This is a genomic window from Nitrospira sp., from assembly GCA_016715825.1.
GTDB lineage: Bacteria > Nitrospirota > Nitrospiria > Nitrospirales > Nitrospiraceae > Nitrospira_D.
On sequence record JADJXO010000001.1, the window covers coordinates 764,084 to 785,893 of the forward strand.

The 21,810-nt window shown below is 53.9% G+C and carries 24 protein-coding genes; 21 read left to right on the forward strand and 3 right to left on the reverse strand.

Annotated features, from left to right (window positions below):
- The first annotated feature begins 3 nt into the window (after positions 1-3).
- Positions 4-213 carry a YnbE family lipoprotein gene (locus tag IPM58_03780; GenBank protein ID MBK9306209.1) on the forward strand — a complete coding sequence of 70 codons (210 nt, stop codon included), beginning with the start codon at positions 4-6 and terminating at the stop codon, positions 211-213.
- Between the two features lie 15 nt (positions 214-228).
- Positions 229-564 (forward strand): YdbL family protein, encoded by a 336-nt coding sequence (locus IPM58_03785; protein ID MBK9306210.1) that lies wholly within the window; start codon positions 229-231, stop codon positions 562-564.
- Positions 565-567: 3 nt separating this feature from the next.
- Here IPM58_03785 and IPM58_03790 read toward each other — a convergent pair whose 3' ends face one another.
- Complete coding sequence (locus IPM58_03790) at positions 568-1,212, reverse strand: sulfite oxidase-like oxidoreductase (GenBank protein ID MBK9306211.1); 645 nt, start codon at positions 1,210-1,212, stop codon at positions 568-570.
- Between the two features lie 272 nt (positions 1,213-1,484).
- Between IPM58_03790 and IPM58_03795 the strand changes: the two genes are divergently transcribed.
- From IPM58_03795 to IPM58_03825, 7 genes are all read left to right on the forward strand, one after another.
- Positions 1,485-2,204: a TVP38/TMEM64 family protein gene (locus IPM58_03795; GenBank protein ID MBK9306212.1), complete on the forward strand. Its 720-nt coding sequence runs from the start codon at positions 1,485-1,487 to the stop codon at positions 2,202-2,204.
- A 69-nt stretch (positions 2,205-2,273) separates the two neighbouring features.
- Entirely contained in the window at positions 2,274-3,824 is a 1,551-nt protein-coding gene (locus IPM58_03800; GenBank protein MBK9306213.1) for a mercuric reductase, read from the forward strand.
- Positions 3,825-3,852: 28 nt separating this feature from the next.
- Complete coding sequence (locus tag IPM58_03805) at positions 3,853-4,581, forward strand: DUF3047 domain-containing protein (GenBank protein MBK9306214.1); 729 nt, start codon at positions 3,853-3,855, stop codon at positions 4,579-4,581.
- Positions 4,582-4,851: 270 nt separating this feature from the next.
- Positions 4,852-5,955, forward strand: coding sequence for a beta-propeller fold lactonase family protein (locus IPM58_03810; protein ID MBK9306215.1), 1,104 nt, complete (start codon positions 4,852-4,854; stop codon positions 5,953-5,955).
- Positions 5,936-6,841: a response regulator transcription factor gene (locus tag IPM58_03815; GenBank protein MBK9306216.1), complete on the forward strand. Its 906-nt coding sequence runs from the start codon at positions 5,936-5,938 to the stop codon at positions 6,839-6,841. Before IPM58_03810 ends, IPM58_03815 begins: the two co-directional genes overlap by 20 nt.
- 4 nt (positions 6,842-6,845) lie before the next feature.
- Positions 6,846-8,390 carry a sensor histidine kinase gene (locus tag IPM58_03820; protein ID MBK9306217.1) on the forward strand — a complete coding sequence of 515 codons (1,545 nt, stop codon included), beginning with the start codon at positions 6,846-6,848 and terminating at the stop codon, positions 8,388-8,390.
- 359 nt (positions 8,391-8,749) lie between these two features.
- Positions 8,750-9,391, forward strand: coding sequence for an RNA polymerase sigma factor (locus IPM58_03825; protein ID MBK9306218.1), 642 nt, complete (start codon positions 8,750-8,752; stop codon positions 9,389-9,391).
- A 212-nt stretch (positions 9,392-9,603) separates the two neighbouring features.
- Here IPM58_03825 and IPM58_03830 read toward each other — a convergent pair whose 3' ends face one another.
- A complete protein-coding gene (locus IPM58_03830) occupies positions 9,604-9,981 on the reverse strand; it encodes a hypothetical protein (protein MBK9306219.1) in 378 nt (125 codons plus the stop codon).
- Between the two features lie 388 nt (positions 9,982-10,369).
- On the opposite strand from IPM58_03830, the gene IPM58_03835 reads away from it, so the two are divergent.
- From IPM58_03835 to IPM58_03890, 12 genes are all read left to right on the forward strand, one after another.
- Positions 10,370-11,230 carry a radical SAM protein gene (locus tag IPM58_03835; GenBank protein ID MBK9306220.1) on the forward strand — a complete coding sequence of 287 codons (861 nt, stop codon included), beginning with the start codon at positions 10,370-10,372 and terminating at the stop codon, positions 11,228-11,230.
- Between the two features lie 5 nt (positions 11,231-11,235).
- Positions 11,236-12,042: a DUF547 domain-containing protein gene (locus IPM58_03840; protein ID MBK9306221.1), complete on the forward strand. Its 807-nt coding sequence runs from the start codon at positions 11,236-11,238 to the stop codon at positions 12,040-12,042.
- On the forward strand, positions 12,026-12,661 hold the full coding sequence (locus IPM58_03845; protein ID MBK9306222.1) for a hypothetical protein: 636 nt from the start codon (positions 12,026-12,028) through the stop codon (positions 12,659-12,661). The genes IPM58_03840 and IPM58_03845 overlap by 17 nt, the downstream gene beginning before the upstream one ends.
- Positions 12,613-13,419: a TIGR04283 family arsenosugar biosynthesis glycosyltransferase gene (locus IPM58_03850; GenBank protein MBK9306223.1), complete on the forward strand. Its 807-nt coding sequence runs from the start codon at positions 12,613-12,615 to the stop codon at positions 13,417-13,419. The genes IPM58_03845 and IPM58_03850 overlap by 49 nt, the downstream gene beginning before the upstream one ends.
- Positions 13,420-13,605: 186 nt before the next feature.
- Positions 13,606-14,046 carry a hypothetical protein gene (locus IPM58_03855; GenBank protein ID MBK9306224.1) on the forward strand — a complete coding sequence of 147 codons (441 nt, stop codon included), beginning with the start codon at positions 13,606-13,608 and terminating at the stop codon, positions 14,044-14,046.
- A gap of 27 nt (positions 14,047-14,073) precedes the next feature.
- Positions 14,074-15,498, forward strand: a complete 1,425-nt coding sequence (locus IPM58_03860) for a hypothetical protein (GenBank protein ID MBK9306225.1) — start codon at positions 14,074-14,076, stop codon at positions 15,496-15,498.
- A gap of 63 nt (positions 15,499-15,561) precedes the next feature.
- Complete coding sequence (locus tag IPM58_03865; protein MBK9306226.1) at positions 15,562-16,152, forward strand: hypothetical protein; 591 nt, start codon at positions 15,562-15,564, stop codon at positions 16,150-16,152.
- 193 nt (positions 16,153-16,345) lie between these two features.
- Positions 16,346-17,254, forward strand: coding sequence for a transporter (locus IPM58_03870; GenBank protein MBK9306227.1), 909 nt, complete (start codon positions 16,346-16,348; stop codon positions 17,252-17,254).
- 117 nt (positions 17,255-17,371) lie between these two features.
- A complete protein-coding gene (locus IPM58_03875) occupies positions 17,372-17,962 on the forward strand; it encodes a sigma-70 family RNA polymerase sigma factor (protein ID MBK9306228.1) in 591 nt (196 codons plus the stop codon).
- A gap of 17 nt (positions 17,963-17,979) precedes the next feature.
- Positions 17,980-18,663 carry a hypothetical protein gene (locus IPM58_03880; GenBank protein MBK9306229.1) on the forward strand — a complete coding sequence of 228 codons (684 nt, stop codon included), beginning with the start codon at positions 17,980-17,982 and terminating at the stop codon, positions 18,661-18,663.
- A gap of 101 nt (positions 18,664-18,764) precedes the next feature.
- On the forward strand, positions 18,765-19,100 hold the full coding sequence (locus IPM58_03885; GenBank protein ID MBK9306230.1) for an isoamylase early set domain-containing protein: 336 nt from the start codon (positions 18,765-18,767) through the stop codon (positions 19,098-19,100).
- A gap of 44 nt (positions 19,101-19,144) precedes the next feature.
- Entirely contained in the window at positions 19,145-20,044 is a 900-nt protein-coding gene (locus tag IPM58_03890) for a hypothetical protein (GenBank protein ID MBK9306231.1), read from the forward strand.
- Between the two features lie 283 nt (positions 20,045-20,327).
- Here IPM58_03890 and IPM58_03895 read toward each other — a convergent pair whose 3' ends face one another.
- The gene (locus tag IPM58_03895) at positions 20,328-21,758 is read right to left on the reverse strand and encodes an alginate export family protein (protein ID MBK9306232.1); all 1,431 of its coding nucleotides are present in this window, start codon (positions 21,756-21,758) and stop codon (positions 20,328-20,330) included.
- Positions 21,759-21,810: the final 52 nt, after the last annotated feature.

A 21,810-nucleotide genomic window follows, 5' to 3' on the forward strand; every position in this document is an offset into this window, starting at 1 on the left:
ACTATGCGGAGGAGAGTGTGGCTGATCAGTGTTGAACTGCTGATGTCTGGAGCTCTCCTCATCAGCCTAGGAGCGTGTACTCCTCGTGTCGAAGTGGCGCCGTCGGACAAACCGATTACCATTAATCTCAATGTCAAGATTGATCATGAGATTCGGCTGAAAGTAGACAAAGAACTCGATGACGTCATTTCAAAGGACAGTGGATTGTTTTAGGTGCTGGAGGGAACGATGCGGAACGGAATATGGGGCCTCGCAATCTGTATCGCGGTCATTGTGCTGACAACAGCATCGGTCGTTGCTGCATTGTCGCTGGACGAAGCCAAAGCCAAGGGTTTGGTCGGGGAGCGGCCAACCGGGTATCTTGGGATAGTGAACAATTCAAACGCGGAGGCTCAGACACTGATTGCGGATGTCAATCAGAAGCGGCGGCAAGCCTATGAAGACATCGCCAAGCGTAATCGAACGCCGGTGACGACAGTTGAGACTTTGGCAGGAGAAAAAGCTATCCAGAGCACCAAGCCAGGCCATTTCATTGAAGGCCCGGGTGGGTGGATCAAGAAATAACCGCTATCCGTAGCGATCATTCTTCCAAGGAAATGCGGTATTGGAGTACCCACGAACCTCCCAGAACCCCTTTTCGTCTTTATCCGAAAACGTAATTTCCTTCACCCACTTTGCCCCCTTCCAGGCATACCGTTTCGGGACGATGACACGGACAGGTCCGCCATGGTCCCGCGAGAGCGGCGTGCCGTTCCAACTGCGGGCGAGCAACACATCGTCATCGTCACAAGCCTCAAGCGGGAGGTTCGTGGTGTAGTCGTCGTAGGACTTGAATAAGATAAATCGTGCAAGTGAGAGCGGTTTCACAACTGCAATGAGGTGCTTGAAGCTGACACCTTCCCAGTCGTTATCGTAACGGCTCCACGACGTGACACAATGGAAATCCGACCGATCTTTGAAGTGGGGCTGTGCCAGGAACTGTTCCCATGTCCAGGTAACCGGAGTCGTGACGAAGCCTCCGACGGTCAGTTGCCAATCGCCTAACGCAATATCCGGCTTGAAGCCAAGATCGAGTACGGGAAAGTTTTCCACCAGATGCTGCCCCGGCGGCAAGCGTTCATCACCCTCATAAAATACCTCACGTTCTTCTCCACCTCGTCGAGCTCGTGCCCACTGTTCCTTCGTCTTCGTGAGTCGATTGTATTCGTCCATGACGGCCTCCTGGCATAGACTACGGGAAGAGGAGTGTACCTGACAACCTCTCTATAGCATATATCGTGAGAAAGGGATGTGTTCACACCCTTGAGCGAACCGCAGTCTGTAATCCTGGGGAAAGATACGATGAGGTCTCCTTATAGGCCTTGTAAGGCCTATGTGGGCATTGGGATCCTGTAAGATTCCTACGTCCGCTCCGACTTACCATTAAGCCGGTTATCTCGTTGACAGAACGAAGGGGAGCCACCATGATACGTCAGGATGCCGTCATGACCACCGAGGTTTCACAGCAAGCTGAATCAAAGAAGCCGAACGCAGGCAAGATCGTGATTGCCTTGCTGATCGCATTTGGTATCGGAGCCTTTTTCTATTTTGATCTTGGACGGTTTCTTTCCCTGACCTCGCTGAAAGACAATCGGGACCTTCTGTTGGCATTCACCGAGGAGAATTTCGGACCAGCAGTGGTGATTTTCATCATGGCCTATGTGCTTGTGGCCGGTTTGTCTCTTCCTGGGGCGGTCATTCTCACACTGGCCGGTGGGTTCTTGTTCGGGGCGGGTTTGGCAACGTTGTTCATCAATATCGGGGCCACAACCGGCGCGACCTTGGCATTTCTGGCTGCCCGCTATTTATTGCGGGATACGGTTGAACACAAGTTTGAAAAATGGCTGGTGCCGTTCCAGGAGGGATTCGCGAAGAATGCCTTCAGCTACTTGTTAACCCTCCGGCTCATCCCACTTTTTCCATTCTTTGTGGTGAACCTGGTGTCAGGACTGACGCGTGTCAATACCGGAACCTATGTCACAGCCACAGCCATCGGCATCATTCCTGGTTCCTTTGTCTATGCCTATGCAGGACGACAACTGGGCACCATTGATTCCTTGAAAGAGATTGCCTCGCCCAATGTGATGGGGGCCTTTGTGCTGCTTGGACTTCTCGCATTGGTTCCAGTGCTGTACAAGAAATACGCAGCAAAATCATTCGGATGACACCGACTGATGATAGGCAAAGAATGGTGAGGTCCGATGATCACGCAACCTGGCAAAAGGCCGACTGGAATGAGTGAGTCCGATCAATCTCTCGTGTATCCCAACGACGAATACAATCGGCAACTTGTCGCCAATGTACATCCGTCAGACTGGGTCAACCCAGAGTCGACGGCTCGATACAACCTGGTCGTGCTCGGGGCAGGAACGGCCGGTTTAATTACGGCCGTGGTGGCCGCGAGTCTTGGAGCGAAGGTCGCCTTGATCGAAAAGCATTTGATGGGCGGAGACTGTCTGAATGTTGGCTGTGTGCCCTCGAAAGGAGTGATTCGTGCTGCCAGAGCGTGGGCTGACTTACGGAAGGCCTCAGAGTTCGGCCTTCAGATACCCCCTGGGGTGAAGTATGATTTCGGGGCTGTGATGACTCGGATGAGAAAACTACGGGCGCGCATCAGCCGGAATGACTCTGCCCATCGGTATGCCAAACTTGGAGTTGACGTCTACATCGGTAGCGGGCATTTTCTGGGCACCGATACGATTCAAGTCAACGGATCCGCAGGCGATCGGATTCTCAGGTTTGTGAAAGCCGCCGTCTGTACCGGCGCGCGGGCTTCGGAGCCACCCATACCAGGACTTCAGGAGGCGGGATCTCTCACGAACGAGACCGTCTTTTCCTTAACCACGCTCCCGCAACGGGTCGGAGTAATCGGGGCGGGTCCGATTGGGTGTGAACTGGCGCAAGCCTTTGGTCGGTTTGGAAGCCAGGTCTACCTCATCGAGGCGACCCATGGCATTCTACCCACTGAAGATCGTGATGCGGCAGAGATCGTCGAGCAACAGATACGTCGTGACGGTGTCACACTACTCTGTTGCGGGAAGGACCTGAGAGTAGAGAAGACCTCTGGTGGGAAACGGTTAACCGTCGATTCGCATGGTATTCAATATGACGTGACGGTCGATGAAATTCTTACGGCGGTCGGCCGGGCCCCAAATGTTGAGGGGATTGGTCTTGAGGCAGCGGGCGTGAACTACGATAAGAACGGCATCACGGTCAACGCGCGCCTTCAGACGACAAACCCGAGGATCTATGCGGCGGGCGACATCTGTTCACGGTTCAAGTTTACCCATGCCGCCGATGCCATGGCGCAAATCGTTATCCAGAATGCGCTCTTTCCTCATCCGTTCGGGTTAGGGTACGCCAGTGTCGAAACCTTGAACATGCCATGGTGCACCTTCACTGAGCCTGAAATTGCCCATGTCGGCATGTATGAAACAGATGCCAAGGAAAAGGGGATTGAGGTGGAAACCTATACCTACACGTTGGATGAGGTTGATCGGGCACTCCTCGATGGAGAGGACGAAGGATTTGCGCGCGTCCACATCAAGAAGGGAACCGATAAGATCCTCGGGGCGACGATCGTGGCAGCACGTGCCGGTGACATGATCAGTGAGTTTGCGGTAGCCATGAAAGCAGGTGGAGCAAAGACGATCGCTGGGACAATCCATCCATACCCAACACAAGCCGAGGTGAACAAGAAAGTGGTGAATCTGTGGCGGAAAGCCCATTTCACACAGAACACCAAGAACGTTCTTACGAAAGTATTTGCTTGGATGCGGCGCTAGAGATGCGCGGAGAGAAGGAACGCCTATGATGCGTGTGTTTGTGATGATGCTGTGGGCCGCCATGTGGAGTCCCGCACTAGGGGCGGAGGGCAGAGCTGTGCTGGAGGTAGGGAAGTTTTCAGCAAACGAACCAGGGACTAGCCTACCTGAAGACTGGAAGCCGTTGACCTTCAAAAAGATTCCCAAACTGACCACCTATGAATTGGTGAAAGATGAGGAACGGATAGTGGTCAAAGCGACGAGCGATGCATCGGCCTCTGGGCTGACCAAAGAAGTCAAGATCGACCCGAAAGAGTTTCCTGTCGTGCGATGGAACTGGAAGGTTGAGAACCTTCTCAAGAAGAGCGATGCGACGCGCAAGGACGGCGACGACTATCCGGCCCGTCTGTACATCACGTTTGAATACGACCCTGAGAAGGTGAGCTTCGGCAAGAAGCTCAAGTATAAGGCGGGACAAGTCTTGTTCGGAGATATCCCAATCGGGGCAATCAACTATGTATGGGAACAAAAGGCTCCTGTCGGCACGATCATCGATAATGCCTATACGGATTTCGTCAAAATGGTGGTCGTCGAGAGCGGGCTACAAAACATCGGCATGTGGGTGGATGAAGAGCGAAACATCTATCAGGATTACAAGAAGGCTTTTGGGGAGGAACCACCGATGATCAATGGTGTGGCGATCATGAGCGACACGGATAATACCAAAGAACGTGCAGTGGCGTACTACGGCGACATCGTATTTCTGAAAGGGCAGTAGGCTAAGTGGTCAGCCATCCACACGGGAGGCCTATTCACTCGTTTCTTGAACGATCCTTATCCCAGCATACCAGTAGCTAAGTCCCTGCCATTCTCCACGTATTGTTTTCTCATCGTATGGCCATGTGCTCGTCCTATGACCTGTGCATGACATCCAAGGCCTCATCGTCGTGACGAAAATGTGATGCTTTCGCGAGACCGACGTGAGATGGCGACGCTATGGTGGAAGAGTCGATTTCTTGCAATTTATTCATACACTAAGGAGGACGGAATGCGACATAAATTGATCATGGGTGCGCTGGTCACAGCGATCACTCTTTCCGGGTGGGTGACCGGCTCGGCATTCGCCAACGAGGAATGGCAATGGCCAACCGTCTACACGATGTCGAATGGGACAGACGGCAATGCGGTGTTGGCATTTAGGCAGCACGGAGACACGCTGGTTCCTGTTGGATCGTTTCCGACAGGGGGAAAAGGGTCAGGCGGTGGCCTGGGGAATCAAGGAGCCCTCGCCTTCAGCGATGATGGTGACGCCCTCTTAGTTGTGAATCCTGGGAGTCATGATATCTCGGTGTTCGAAATCAACGGACGTTACCTGAAGCTGACAGATCGAGTGTCTTCCGGGGGAAGCAGTCCGATCAGTATTACCACCCATGAAGATTATGTCTATGTATTGAACGCGGGTGGGCAGGGTAACATTGCGGGGTTCGAACTGACGCAGCACAACAAGTTGAAGCCTATTGCTGGATCGATTCAGCCACTCAGTGGGGCCAATACCGCGCCGGCCCAAATCTCGTTCAATCTCTTGGGCGATACGCTGGTCGTGACTGAAAAAGCAACAAGCATCATTGACACCTATGCGGTGGATGAGAACGGTGTGGCAGCTGCGCCGGTTTCACAGCGATCCAACGGCCAAACCCCCTTCGGCTTTTCCTTTACTCGGCGAGGGGTGTTGGTGGTCAGTGAAGCCTTCGGAGGCGCACCGAATGCGTCTGCTGTCTCGTCGTACCGCCTCCGCGATGAACAATTGACCGTCCGGAGCGCGTCGGTCCCCACCACCCAGTCGGCCGCATGCTGGATCGTGATTACGAAAAATGGAAAGTTTGCGTATGCCAGTAATACCGGCAGCAACAATATTTCCAGTTATCGAGTGAGAAGTGCGGGGAGGTTAACGTTACAAGAAGCGGTGGCAACGCCCACCGGGGCTGGGCCCATTGACATGGCATTGAACAAGAACAGTCGGTTCTTGTATGTGCTCGATGCAGGATCCGATTCTATCGAGGTCTTTCGGGTCAATCGTTGGAATGGACGCTTGACCCAAATGACTGGCGTTTCGGGCCTCCCTGATGGGGCCAATGGCCTTGTTGCGCGATAACCGCCGCCGAAGTCAGGTTTCTAGTATCAGGACTACTCAGAGGTCTCGCCTCGGCGAGGCTTCTGAGTGTCTCAGGACGGCCGAGTCGGCGCGAGCACGGGAGCGCTCGTCCTCGCGCTGGTCAGAACGTGGTCGGTTGTCATATGCTGGTAGAGATCATGGAGCACACGTGACGCCTCGTACAATCCTGGTAATTGAAGACGATCCGGATATTGCGAACCTTGTGCACTTGCACCTGTGTGATTCGGGCTACCAGGTCGATGTCGCGCGAGATGGTACGGTCGGCCTTCAGCAAGCCCTGGCCAAGTCGTATGATTTGGTGATTCTGGATCTGATGCTTCCTGGAATAGATGGATTGGAATTGTGTCGGAAACTGCGTGGATCAACGAGATATAGCTTGATCCTGATGCTCACGTCCAAGTCGACTGAATTGGATCGCGTGTTGGGTCTGGAAGTCGGCGCTGACGACTATCTTACAAAGCCGTTCAGTATTCTGGAGCTTCTCGCCCGGGTGAAAGCCTTGTTCCGTCGTATGGAGGCTCTTCGTTCGCAGGCCCCTCAAAAGACGCTCCCGACCATTCGTGCAGGCGACCTCGTGATCGAAGTCGATAAACGAAAGGTCCAACTGCGTGGGCAATCGATCGAGTTGACGGCCAAAGAGTTTGACCTCTTACTGCAGTTTGCCCAACACCCTGGCCAGGTGTACACCCGTGCCACACTCTTAGATGCTGTGTGGGGGTATTCACATGAAGGGTATGAACATACCGTGAATTCCCACATCAATCGGCTGCGGGCTAAAATCGAGGATGATAGCAGTCGGCCTCGGTATATTTTAACGGTGTGGGGAGTCGGCTATAGCTTTACTGAAGAATGGTCAGAACGGTAGCGGCATGCTCAATACGTTGTATGGAAAGTTAGCGGCTGTTCTCTTCGGGCTCTTTTGTGTGATCGGCGCCGTGGTCATGTTCCTCACGCTCTATGTCACCCAGTCGTATTTCCAGGAAGTCAACCAGAAGCTGAACCGGACCTTGGCTGAACGGATGGTGTCTGAAAAGGTTCTGATGCAGGAAGGGCGAGTCAATGATGAGGTGTTGAAGGAAATCTTTCACGAGCTCATGGTGATCAATCCTAGTATTGAACTGTATCTACTTGATCCTCAAGGCGCAATTCTGACCTTTTCCGCTCCCTCTGGGAAGGTCACACGACAACACATCTCTCTCGACCCACTTGAGCGGTTCCTGTCTGGTACCGTGGACTTCCCAATTCTGGGAGAGGACCCTCGTGATCTCACACGTAAGAAGGTGTTTTCGGTCTTTCCTATTGAAACGTTAGGAGGCTCCATCCAGGGTTATCTGTACATCATTCTGGGTGGTGAAGAGTTCGATTCGATCATGCAGATGCTTGAGGAGAGCTATATTCTGAGACTGAGCGTATGGACTGTGTGTGCCATTCTGGTCTTTACCCTCCTAGCGGGGCTGCTCTGCCTGAAGCTCTTGACGCGAAGACTCAACTCCCTGGCTTTGGCAATGGAGTCCTTCAGACACACAGAACTCCCAACCCAGCCGCACCTCTCGTCTCCATCCGACCTTCGACCATCTGTAGTCTGGCAAGGAGATGAAATTGATCAGCTGAAAATGATGTTTTCGCAAATGGCCGATCTCATTCACCAACAAGTTCAAGCGTTGAAAGAGACCGATCAGTTGCGACGGGAATTGGTCGCCAACGTCTCCCATGATCTTCGCACGCCCGTCACCAGTCTCCAGGGTTATCTTGAAACCTTGGTGCTGAAGGAAGGCGCGCTCACGTCTCAAGAGCGACAGCGGTATCTGGAAATCGCTACGGCACAGAGCCAACGGCTCGGAGAGCTGATTGCGGAACTGTTTGAACTTGCCAAACTGAACTCGCAGGAAATGAAACCTCGTATCGAGTCATTTTCGCTTGGTGAACTGGTACAGGACGTGCTTCAAAAGTTTCGGTTGAGCGTTGCAACTAAACAGGTGACGCTTCAGGCAAAGCTGGGGGAGAATCTCCCGTTTGTTTCAGCTGATATCGGACTGATCGAACGTGTTCTCGAAAACCTGATCGAGAATGCCCTGAGATACACGCCACAAGGGGGTCGGATTACGGTGATTTTGAGCCTCATGAGTCAGAACATCATGACACGGATTGAGGATACCGGCTGCGGTATTCCGCCGGAAGACCTGCCGCATGTTTTTGACCGGTACTATCAAGTCGGGAAGAAACATCAAAGTCATGACAAAGGGGCCGGGCTTGGGCTCGCGATCACGAAGCGAATTCTAGAGCTGCACGGAAGCGCTATTGAGGTTCAGAGTGCCGTCAATCAAGGGACGACCTTTTCCTTCTACCTCGCAGCCACTCAGTCGGGTGTCATCCAGGTCGCTACTTCGGCAACTGAATACTCGCCCCACAGATAAACCTTCCGATCACACTTCACATACTCCTGCCCTAGTCCTATTCACTCGACTCACGCGGACACACTATGTTTTCTGCGGTGCCATGGCGTGATCGCACGGCCATGTGTCCAGAAAACGATCAGTCTGTGACGAAGACGTCATGATTTCGTGAAGGTTTGTTGATCATTGTTTGCGAATATGCCGATGAGTCCATCATCGGCCTTCACGGATGAATGCTGAATCGATCGATGTGTTCGAAAACCTATATTGGAGCACAGGCATCGAAGGCGACCGTAGACCGGAGGAAGAGTATGAGTACAAACGTGATCAGGTATACAGGATCGATTCCTTTTGCTGTACCGGCGAGCAGGACATCGCCGATGAACAACGTCTTCCGTTTGATGAACGATGAGGATCGGCTTGTGTCACAACTGCAGGCAGGGGAGGAAGAAGCATTTGGAGCCGTCGTCACCCACTATCAGGAAACACTCATCCGAATGGCGCTGCGCTATGTGGCCAATCGAGCAACGGCAGAGGAGGTCGTGCAGGAGACCTGGATAGGGGTGATGAGCGGGCTGAATCGATTCGAAGGCCGGTCGTCCCTCCATGCATGGATCTGTGCGATTCTCATCCACAAGGCGAAGGATCGAGGCGTCAGAGAGAAACGTCAGAAAGTCTTTTCAGACTTCGAAGTGGAAACCGCGAACTGGCGTGGCGAACATGACCCATCTCATTTCAGACCACACAGGGAGTGGTCCGGGCTCACGGCGTTCGCCCATCATCTTTGGGACAACCGGACTCCGGAGAAACTGTTGGCATCAAGCCAGGCTACAGCCTGTATGTGGCATGCGATCGAGACTCTGCCCATACTTCAGAAGGAAGTCCTGGTTCTACACGATGTGCATGGTGCGAAAACCAAAGAGGTGTGTACACAACTGAGGATTTCTGAAACGAACTTCTATGTACGATTACACCGCGCTCGGGAACGAGTGAAAGTGGCGGTCGCGGCCGCGTTGGGATGAACTAGGGTCCAGGTCTGAATGCAATAGAGCATCTCGTGGTCATTCACATGTGATCAAACTGTGTACTGAGAGACCTATGTTAACACCGCATGAACCCACTGTGAGTGGCTGCCAGAAATGTCGGTGAGGTTGTAAGAAATAGAACGAGTATCCGACAAACACTCAAGGGCAACACAGCCCGCGTCGATTGAGGCGGGCTGTGCATGAAGCGATCACTGGATCGAATTGGCAAAACCGCTGTGGGTGATTTCGGCACGAACATGATCACCAACTTTCTTGCGACCCCCCAGCTGCTTGGTCTCTCGACTGACAACAAGTTGAACCTGGTTTCCTTCATAATCTTCGATCGTGTACGTCGTATCTTTCATGTGCTTGACAGTGCCTCCGATTGTCCTCCAGGCAGGGCCAGGCTTATTGTTGGAATGGTGCGTTACGGCAGAGGAATGACTTTCGGTAGAAGATGAAGATGCGGCGATATCTGACTTCCGCTCATGCTTTTGGCCGGCCATAATGAAGGAAGGTGCAGCCAACAAGATTGCGGTCAGTCCTCCGATCGTCACGAGGTGGATTTTTTGATGATCTTTCTTCATGATGAACCTCCTGTGGAAGAAACCGTCTTTGCCGGGAAGTTCTCAGCAAGGCACATGCCGGAGCTACAAAACCCATGACCTACCAATTTCAAAGTGTTACAAAGTTTGCCGGACTAGAGACGGCAGGTCAGCGCGGTAAAAAACTGTCAACGACTGTACAGATCTGGGCATAGCATATCCAGCGTGGCGTATGCTGATTCGAATTGAACGAACTAGGGAAAAACTTCATGATCACGATAGCCAATCTGCGACATTCGAAGGCAGGAGGCCGGGTCTCCACCGAGCCTTATGGGGTGGGTTGAGGAATCTGGTTTGGCAACGACCACTCCTAGCCATTTTTCAAATAAATCTCCGCTGTAATTCCTCTTGCGGGTACTGCAACCTTCCGTTGAATGAAGGTCGATACGAGATGACACGAGATGAAATTCGGCATGTCTTCGCAGGACTCTATAAGGAGGGTGTACGGTTTGTATTTGTGCAGGGGGGAGAACCGTTACTTCGAAAAGACTTACTAGGCATTCTTCAAGATTTAGTTCAGATTGGATTCCACATTACGCTCATTACAAATGGGACCAGATTAACTTCCGATCTGGTCGACGCATTCAACACGCTCAACGTGTCGCTTTCGATTAGTCTGGATACGCTTGACCCGATCAACTATGCACGTATCCGCGGAGCCGATCAACTTGATCGGGTACTTGCTGGTCTCGACCTACTGGAAGACTATCGTCATCCCAAGTTTCTGACCTGCATCGTCAGTGAAATCAATCGCCATGAAGTCACTCAGGTGGTTCGATTTGCTCAAGAACGGGGCTTCTTGCCGGTTGTGGGCGCCTATCATTGGGACGTCGGACTGTACGGAAAGCAAGAACCCGTCTTGATGTATGAACGTGAACAGGCACGTGCTGTGTTTGAGGAGCTACTGAAAGAAGATATCCTCCCACCAGGATATTTGCGGCAATACGCGAAGGACAATGTAGCCTGGCTCGCTGGTGAGCCATTAAAGCCCTGCGACGCTGGACGGTATAGCATTGCCATTGGTGCATCGGGTCATGTCTCCCCTTGCTTGTCCCTCCGTGAAGCCGGGAATCTCCTCGAGTCTCCGCTGTGCGACATCCTTGCGCGGTTTGATCGACAGGCCATTCAAGCTTGTTCGGATCGATCGTCCTGTAACAGGCTGGATGGGCGCGTCATCGGGTCGGTACTGCGGCACCCTATTGCTGCATGGCAAACCCCGGTGCAATGGTGACAAAGGTGAAGGGCTTCATCAAATGCGGCATCGTGAGCCTCGCGGTTATCCTCGCGGGGTGCTCCACCGTTCCGACCTCCTTCACTCCTCTCAATCCGATTCCATCAGAAGAGTTCTCACATAAGGTGTTTCATGATGTGGTACAGGCCCATGTTACAGACGGCCTCGTCGATTATCCTGGCATCCAGTCTGATGCACGGCTACCGACGTATCTCCAGCAACTCGACCGAGTAGACCCAAATGCCCTCAAGACAAAGAATGCACGCCTAGCCTACTGGATCAATGCCTACAACGCCTTTGCGATCAAGGGCATTCTCGATACATACTCACCCACGAGCTATTGGGGACGGTATCGCTATTTTATCGGCCGAGACTATCGTGTCGGTGGAGAAACCATCAATCTCTATGATCTGGAACGAACGGTGTTAATTGCGCAGTTCCATGAGCCGCGGATCCATTTTGCCATCGTCTGCGCCTCGCTGTCCTGTCCGAAACTTCAAGCCTGGGCCTACGAGCCGAATCAGCTTGAATTCCAGCTGGACCGCGTGGCTCGGGAGTTTATCAACGACCCGACTCGGAATCATTTTGATCGTGCGAAGAAAGTGGCGTCACTCTCGATGATCTTCAAATGGTTTGAGAAAGACTTTACGAAAGCCGCCGGATCTGTTCAGGTCTACATCGCGCGGTACATAAACGATCCTGAACTGGTCCAGGACCTGATGCAATCGGACTATCGTATCGAGTATCTCGACTACGACTGGAGCTTAAACGGGACACCACCAAAGGAGATGCGCGATGCTGGCCGGTCCTGATGAGAGAGAGCCTATCGCCAGGCTGTTGACGTTCTTAGAGCACGGCGAACGGATGGCCCATGAGTGCGCCAAGGCTCAAGCCGCATTGTCCGACGATTCGGGGACACGGCGATTTCTGCTGAGTCAGGCCAAACAAGAAGCGATGCATGCGCGGGTCTTTCAGGGAGCCATTGCCTGGCTTGCGCCGAAACACCTCCGTGACACGCCATTCCTTCCTGCCCTGGAAGAATATCGAAGAGTTCTGGACGAGGCGCTGGCTCGTCATGATCTCCTGGAAACGTTCCTCGCCGAGCAAGTCGTGCTCGAAGGCTTAGGCGAGGCCGTCCTCACGCGCATCGAACAGGGATTGGTGAAGCGGGCGGCTCCGTTCGGACGGCTCCGCCGTATTTTGCTGCACCAGGAAGAAGCCCATCATGGATTTGGCCGCCGCCAGGTCGAACAGGCGATGGAGCGTGGCGAGACCGATGTGCCGGATCTCAGGCAACGGGCGCAGCGCTACCTCGCGTTGACCGATGCCATGGTCTTCACGCTCTGTGACTTATTTGAGAGCATCGACGAAGATGCCACGGCTTGGGCACAGGATGTCCGGACATTTTTGCCGGACTGGTGTTCGGCATGATCAGCGTCATCATGCCTGCCTATAACGAAGAGAAGGTTTTGCCTGGCACACTCCAGGCGTTGTTCGCACAGCCAGGAGAATTTGAGACGATCCTTGTCGACGGCGGCAGCACCGACCGGACCCGCACGATCGCCGAATCGTTTGGGTTTGCTGATCGAACCGGCGATGACGGCTGGTCATCGCTCGTCCCTCATCGTTCCCTAGACTCTCCCCGATATAGGCTCCACGCGTCACATATTGTGCTGACGGCGCCCAAGGGTCGCGCCTCCCAGATGAATGCCGGGGCCAAGCAGGCGAGGGGAGAGTGGTTACTTTTTCTCCATGCCGATACGGTCCTACCGGATGGTGCACTCCAACGGCTCAATGACATGGAGCGAGATCAGACGGTTCAAGCTGGCGGTTTCATGCACCGATTTTCAGGAGACGACTGGCGGCTCAAGTTCATTTCCTTCTTAGACAATTTCCGGTGCACCCGCAGCCGGATCATTTACGGAGACCAGGCCCTCTTCGTCCGACGAACTTTATTTGAACAGCTCGGCGGGTTTCCCAAACAGCCGATCCTGGAAGACGTTGCCTTCTGTGAGCGTGTGATTCAAGTCACCAACCCGCTCTTGCTCTCTCCACCGGTCGTCACCGATGCTCGGAAGTTCGTGAAGATGGGGATTTGGCGTAGCTTTGTCCGAGTCTTGTTAATTATTCTCCATGTCGAATATCGCCTGCCGGTCCTGCCTCGCATGTTTTTCCAGGATGTGCGCTGATCGCGAGATTAGTGCATTATCCGCTACTCATTGCACAATCCAACAGATAATTGGTTAATCCAGTTTGAACAGCACTCAGGAGGAACTCCTCCCCCTACCGTTGCGGAACTAAGGCCTTCCTCGGCCCCGTTTACCTTTCCCTCGCCCCTCCGTCTAACCCATCAGATAAGGTTAGAAGGAGGGGTTATGCAACCATTCCGTTCAAGAGTGTGCACGTTTGTTTTATCCGCGACGCTGTTGTCTTCTGGCTGTTCCTCGACCTTGGTCCGCGATGATGTGAACCTGACGGCTGACGTAGAAGGACATTGCTCTGGAAGTGAATGGGTAGACGATTCATCCATAGCCGTTCTACCGGTCCCAGTTGTCGCCTTCGTGATTCCTCACGTTGATCTACGTCACGTCTCCAGCGAGCCCTACCTGAATCGGTGCGGAGCCTCGACTAAAGTGATCAATCGGGACGTGTCCGTCAATCGACTCGCCTGCATGCCGGCCGGGCTCACGCGGATCATCACGCTCGGCGTCTGGCAATGGTGTCCGGCGCGAGTCACCTGGTCGGCTGATGTGTTACCCGATGTCCCTCGGCCGGCGAGTGCCTCGTTCGATGACCACGGAAACCAGAAATCGTAACCATCATCGTTTCAGAAGGAACATACTATGAACACCACACGATGGATTCTTAGTCTGCTGGGAATAGTAGGACTTGCGGGACTCCTTGCTGCTTGCGGCAGCGAGGGGGCTCCCTCTGTGTCGGCAAGTGCCTCAGGGAGCGGTTCTGCGTCTGCGTCGGGCAGCATCACCGGTTTTGGGAGCGTGTTTGTGAACGGTAAACGCTTTGAGACGAGTGACGCATCGTTTCGTGTCGACGGTCAATCCGGCAGCCAAAGCGACCTTAAGATTGGGATGACCGTGACAGTCAACGGCTCGTTCAACGGTGATCAACGGTCGGCCCGCATTGTTCTCCAGAAGGACGCGGTGGAGGGTCTTGTCCAATCCGTGGCAGCGGATGGTTCCAGCCTGATCGTGATGGGACAGACGGTATTGGCCGACAATACTACCCTGATCGACGACAATATCCCTGGACGGAATCTTCTGAACCTCGTAGCCGGGACCGATCATGTCGAAGTGAATGGCCACATTCGCCCGAACGGCATCATTCAGGCGACGTATATTGAAAGGAAGCCGGTCAATGTCACACCGGAAGTTCGTGGCTTTGTAAGTGGTCATGCTTCTGGTTCTGCGACATTCCAAATCGGGAACCTCATGATCCATTACAGCGGAGCAGATATCAGTCACATGCCCGTCCCCAATGGGAGCAACTGGGACGGTCTTTTCGTGGAGAGTAAGGGAACGAATTTCATCAGCCCCTCGACGACGCTCATCGCTACGAAGGTCGAACCTGAGAACCAGACCGTCGGTCAGGTGATCGATGAATTCGAGGTTGAAGGATTTGTGACACAGGCCGGCCTTCCTAGCGGCAACAGCATTGATTTTACCATTGGGACCACTCCGGTGAGGACGACGGACAACACAGAATTTAGAGGTGGCAGAGTTGATGAGATTCTGGCCGGGACGAAGATGTCCGGTGAAGGCCGATTCGACGGGAACACGCTCGTCGCCAAGCATGTGAAGTTCCACGAAAGTGTACGCCTCGAAGGCGATATCGCAACCATTGGATCGAATGTGTTCACGATCGCCGGTTTACCCGGTGTGACCGTTCATGTGAACAACCGGACGGATCTCAGAGGGGCCGGTCTGGATAATTTGTCACCCGGCGATCACGTGCGCGTACGCGGTCGCATCAACGGTTCGATTTCGCTCATCGCCACACGTGTTGAGTTACGCTCAGCCGATAAGGATCTGGATCTTCAAGGGCCGGTGCAATCGATCACCGGCAATGATCTGGTCATTCTCGGGGTACCGGTGGATACGAGTTCGATTACTCACTTTGAGAGCGTGACCGGCTCTTCCATGAGTCGTGCAGGCTTCTTCGCAGCGGTAAAGGTGAACTCGCTGGTGAAGTTCAAAGGTGGGCGGAACGGAACTGTGGTGGTATGGGACGAGGCGGAATTGGAAGATTAGGTAGCTGTCGATTCGTTCGCACGTTAGACTGAGCCCGTTTGATGCTTACAAAGGAGCTACATTATGAACCGTATGAGTTGGAAGGAAATCATCGTTGGGACTCTCGCAGGACTTTCAATCTTGGCTTCACCGGCCGTAGGAAAGATGAACGGTGACAGTAAAGGATCGGAGGTTCGAATAGACAATCGAGGGCATGGATCGCTCAATAGTGGACCGGGATCATTGAATGGTGGTCATGGGTCTATCAATAGTGGTCGAGATGGAAAGGGGCGAGACTATACGGTAGTGGCTCAGGTCGATCATATGCGCCAGGAGGATCGACGGGCGGACAGAAGAGAAGACCGCCGAGAAGATCGCCGGATGGATCGTCGTGAAGATCGGCGCGAGGACCGGAGAGAGGATCGACGGATGGATCGGCAAGCGGATCGTCGAGACAATCATCGCTCGAACGCCGGCGGGGAGCTCCGCGGACTGGACCGAGCCGACCATGTGGCCGGCGAGCACGGTCGAGGTGGGCGAGAGAACGCCCGCATGATGCAGATCGATCGGCTGAACCGACCGGAACGGATGGAGCGCTTTGAACGACCGGATCGTCCGGAAAAACCTGAGAAGCCCGAACGCTCTGAACGACCGGAACGCTCTGGAAGAAACTGAATACGGTCGGTCATCACTGCTTGGAGTGGCTACGGCGCCGAGACGGTCTCGGCGCCGTTTTTCTGTGTATCTGAGATGTGTGTCAAATTGTTGCATGTCACGAAGTCCGTTGCTAACCTACAGAATATGTATTGGTTCGTACGAGATCATATGGCGGGAGAGTTCTTAATCCGGAAAGGGATGGTGAGTGACGATGCAGAAGTGGATGGTGGTCGTGGTGACAATGTTCGGAATGGTTGCCTGTGCGATGGACCGGGTATACGCAACAGATCCGTACGACAAGAGACCCCAACCTACAGCTGAACGAAACTGGCAGATTGGGATTACCCCCAGTTACAGCAGCGGAAACTTTGGCACCACGACCACCAATGAATTTGTGTACGTCCCGTTTTCAATACGGCGCTACTTTCGAGACGGCGATGTGTCGTTGGTGATTCCGTTTGTGTCGGTGACCAGTAACGGCACAGCGACGTTGGTTGGTGGTCAGCCGATTCAGACGTTGCCTGGACGGTGCCTCAAGAAGGGCGGGACAGAAATCGATACGGACAAGCCGGAGTGTCTTGCCTTGCTTAATGCCGGCCAGGGTGTTGCCGGGCAGGCGGCACAAAAGGTGACCAATTCAGGCCTCGGTGATATCATCCTCAGGGGACGCTACTACCTCGTGGAAGAACGGGACTATGTCCCACTGATTGCCATCACCGGGCGTTTAAAGATCCCCACCGCCAGTGAAGGAAAGGGCTTGGGAACCGGTGCCCTTGACCATGGATACGGGATCGAAATATCCAAGCTTATCGGGGAGAAGTGGTTGGCTTTCCTCGACGGCGGGTACAATTTCATTGGGAATCCCGATGGCGTGGAGTTACAGAACCAGTATTGGTATGACGTCGGCGCCGGTTACTACTTCACCAAGAATCTCCTGGCGAGCGTCTATTTTGAGGAGTATCGGGCATTAGTACCGGGTCTCGTGAATATTCGAGATTTCTTTTTCGCGATGAATTACAAAGCGTCCGCTGCCTGGAGATTCAACGGCGGTGTGGCGGTTGGTGTCTCCAACGGCGCGCCCGACTATGTGGTCTCAATCGGGACCAGTTACCGATTTTAACCGAGCTTCCCAGTCTTTGAGGGTTGTTTACGCCCTGCAGCCCCCTGCGTCTAATGTTATGTGTAGGCCAAAACAGACGGTCCCGTGGCATCGGACCAGACTAACCGGAATCGGAGTATGCCGCCGGATCTGAAGGTAGGACCCGATGATGCACAACTGGTTGCCCGTAGCCTCAAGCAAGATCATGAGGCCTTCGGACAACTCATTGAGCGACATGCGTCTACGATTGTGAGTCTGGCTTATCGGATGGTGGGGAATCGTGCGGAAGCTGAAGACCTGGCTCAGGAAGCATTTCTCACGGCCTTCAAGGCGCTCGCGACATTTCGTGCCGATTCCAAGTTCTCGACCTGGCTCTACCGGATCGGAGTCAATAAGTGTAAGGACTGGCTGCGAGCCAAGCGTCCAGGAAAGGGACCGGCCGACCTCGATGTGGATGAGGCGTTGGACAGCCATGTCGCCGAGATGCGGACGCCGGAGCGACTGCTGTCGCAACAGCAGGTGGCGAACCAGTTGGAAGAAGCGATAGCACGCTTGCCACCGCTCTATCGCGAGGCCTTCGTTCTGAAGCATGTCGAAGGACTCAGTTATGAGGAGATGGAAGAGATGCTCGGTGTGAACAGCGACACACTCAAAATGCGGGTGTATAAGGGGCGGCTCCAGCTCAGCCGTGACCTGGTGGCCTTACGCCCCACAGGACAGGATACATAACGCGGCCTGGTGACCGTATGGATGAACACGAACTTCTTCTCCAACGATTTGTGGATCACGATCTCACTCCCGAGGAGCGAGTCAGATTTCTACAAGCCATCGATGCAGAACCAGACCTTCGCCGACAGTGGCTGAATCTTGAGATGGTTGTTGCCGAAGCCGTTGCACTGCCCAAGATTGTGCCTTCGCCGAAATTCTTCACTGAGCTGAAAACCAGGCTCGAGCCACGGTCGCCTACTTGGTGGGAGCGACTGTGGGTGACCGTCACGGCACCACGCACATTGGAGTGGAATCTTGTCGGTGCCGTTGCTGCAGCTTGTATTGCCATCGTATCCGTCGTGGGTGTATTTGCCGTCCTACCTCCCCGGGTTGTGGAAATGCCAGCGCCTACTGGTCCGGCACATACCATTGCAGCTCAGATGGAGCAAGCAAAGCCGAAGGTGTTTGTCCGTCTCATTCTCCTCCAGCCGGACGCGCACTCGGTCTCTGTTGCGGGAGACTTCAACGGATGGAATCCAGCGCGAACCCCGTTGGAACGGTCCGATGGGGGCATGTGGACTGCCACCATTCCTCTAACTCCCGGCCGATATCAATATATGTTTGTCATCGACGGGAAAGAGTGGATTGTCGATCCGTTGGCAGATGAGGAAACCACCGATGGTTTTGGTGCGCACAATGCGGTGCTTGATGTTGCCATCTAGCGTCTATACCTGTTCCCTTGAAACGATCGGCAACCTGCATTACTCTTGTGCTCATGTACAGAACGCCGAGACCTCATGGGTGCTTCCAATCGATTGCGCTGTTGAGCCTCTTTCTCGTATTGATCGGGACTTGGGGTTGCGCCACGACCTTGAGGCCCGAACGGCCGAGAACCACAGCTCAAGGAGTCCAATTTACCGTATCGGCACCAGGGGCCAAGGCTGTCTGTCTCGTCGGTTCCTTCAATGGGTGGGTCAAACATACCACACCGATGACCATCGTAGATGGGGCGATCTGGTCAGTGGTCGTGCCCTTGAAGGAAGGGGAGTATCCCTTCATGTATGTCATTGACCAAGGCCAGTGGATCACACCACCCCATGCCGATGATTTTGTGACGGATGGATTCGGACAAACAAACGGAATAGTGGTGGTACGGTAAACGCCATGAGGAACGGGACTGTTACACGATACATCATCCTAAGCATGGCACTGACGCACTGGATCACTCCTGTCCAGGCAGAATCTCTTTCGAATCAAGATCGAGCGGAGATCAATCGGCTGCGGGCTGCGCAAGGTCATTCATCCGACGATATCACCGCCCTCCTCGAACAGGTCAATAAGGCCGGTGACCGAGGTCTACCGGTTGAATCGCTGGCCAATAAAGTGAAAGAGGGGCTCGCAAAAGGAATTGATCCCAAGCGGATCGACCCGGTGCTTCGACAAATGACCTCTCGGCTTGAATCCGCGCATGAGGTCTTGGAAGAAGCGAAGGGGCGCGGCATAGCCGAGGGGAACCGGCAGCGTGCGCTGGAAACCATGGCGGAAGCATTTGCACGTGGAGCGACGGCAGACGAGGTGCGGGAGCTGAGCAGACTGTCTCAGGAAGGCCGTCATAAGGCGACTCAGGAGGAACTTGCGGCCGGTGCGAAAGGCCTCGCCGTGATGAAAGAAGGGAAGATTCCGTCGAAGGACGGAACGGCCTTGGTCGGTGAGGGAATCAAACAAGGCTATCGCGCATCCGAACTCTTAGACCTCGGTCGAGAAGTCAAACGGCGAGGGTCCGACTTTAAAGAAGGGCGTGCGAGTCTTCAAACGCTTCGTGACAAAGTCAGCAAAGGCGAACGAAGCGATCGGCTCTTTCGTGATGATCACAGCGGTTCCGGAGGGGATCGCGATCGGGGAGAACGCAGCGATCGTGGCGGGAAGGGGGGCCGCGACGATTCCGACAGAGACCGATCTGACCGACATGAGCAATCCGGCAGCCGAGACCGATCGGAGCGAATGGACCGTCCTGATAAAGTAGATCGAATCGAGCGTCCTGACCGCCTGGACAGTAGGGACCGCCCCGAGCGATCCGATCGTTCCGGCCGCGGACGCGATTGATCACTCAATAATTGTCTCACCCCGCACGGTTCACAAGGACCACACGTAACGGCAATGACCCTGCGCAGGTTCCCGAGCCGGTTGACTGGAACAGTCAGTTCAGGAGTAATGTATCGTTGTGACACAGCTCTATAGTTTGACATTCCCCTGATGTCTTTACGTTGTATATCGGGTAGGTTGACACCAACGACCTAATCGTTACAGGCCACGAGTACGTATGCCAGCGAAGGCACAACACTGTCCTCATTAAGGCGTCGGCTCTCATGCCACCGATGGTTAAAGCTTAGTAGAAGCTGTACCGTAAGAGGATGCTGGCGAGAAACGCTCCGCTACGAGACGTGTCAGGAAATGCATCGCCAGGGGAAAAATACCCGAGCACAAACTTCGTCTGTAAATGCGGTATCCCCTGATAGCCTGCCACGAAATCGATTTCGTGGCCGATGTCTTTACTGAGGCCGGTCGGATCGATCGAAAGATCGGAGCCACGGACACGTGTCGACGCGTGGTCCTGCAAGTAATAGTGATAGATCAAGTCAAACGAGGTCTTTGAAAACGGCTTGATACCGACGCCACCGGTAAAGACCATGAGATTACTCAGCCTCGGATCCAGCACTTCGCCGTAATATTTGAAACGAGCGACCCCACTGAATTTGTCGGAGTTCCCTTGAAAACCGGTCTGTCGAAACGATCCATCGACATTGTCGTCAGGATTCCCGTCTCCGGTACCATACGCATACCCGATCGTGACGGATGGTTCCCAGGACCCATCAAAAGCTTGTGTCAGTCCCACATCGATTGCCTCACCTCGAATCCGCTCGCCTCCATCTGAGCCACGGACCACCGCTGCCTGAAGCCAATATTTCAAGTCTTTCAAGAGTCGTCCGCTTGTTTGGAGGCCGACATAGATCGGTTGTGCCGAACCAAGGCGCTGTTGATCCTGATAAAGAGCAAACAGCCCGATATGATTTTTCTTGCCGAATTTGTAGTCGGCGTACAGGTAATAATTGACGAACGTTTCTTCGTCGTCCCCTTCTTCCGTCCGTAAGAGATTCCGCTGAACCACGTTCAATTGGCTGACCGAAAGCTCAACGGAGAAGTTATCGTACTGGTATCCGAGCCTGATGGCGTCCATATTGTCGTTGAACAGCCATCGCCTGGAGTCGATGAACCGCTGTCTTCCGACCTGCAGCCTGGCGCCGGGCACGACGTTCCGCAGCGTAAGGAAGGCCAGGTTCATCTTGAGTTCCGTCGGCTGAGACGTATCCTCGATTTCCTCCACTGAAATCGGTACCTCTAGAACAGGATTGGCATAGAACTGTAGGTATTGGTTTGGAGTATAGGCAAATGCAGGGGAGAGAATCGGTGCCAGAATGCTGTCGGCCTTGCCCAGGTCTGAGGAGAGGCTATAGTTACGATTGCTTTCTCCCTCTAACGAGACGTACCCACCGAACGTCAAATTGGGGCCGATCGGGATGGTCGCCCTTGGGGGTGCGGTCTGATCAAATGGCTCAACGGCCTGACCAGGGGGCAGACCATTGGTCTGACTGTACGTCGGAAGAATCGGACCATTGTGTACTGAAGGCCCGCTTGATGACGCTGCTGAGGATTGCATCGCCCTATCTGAAGATTCCTCTGCCGCATACGGAGCGGTGGTCAGCAATAACGTACAAGCTGACGTCATGAGCATGAGTCGAATTGTCGCCTCGCAGGTCATGCTCTTTAGACGCAAAGCACGAGCTGGCGTTACCCAGTTTGTAGACATCATT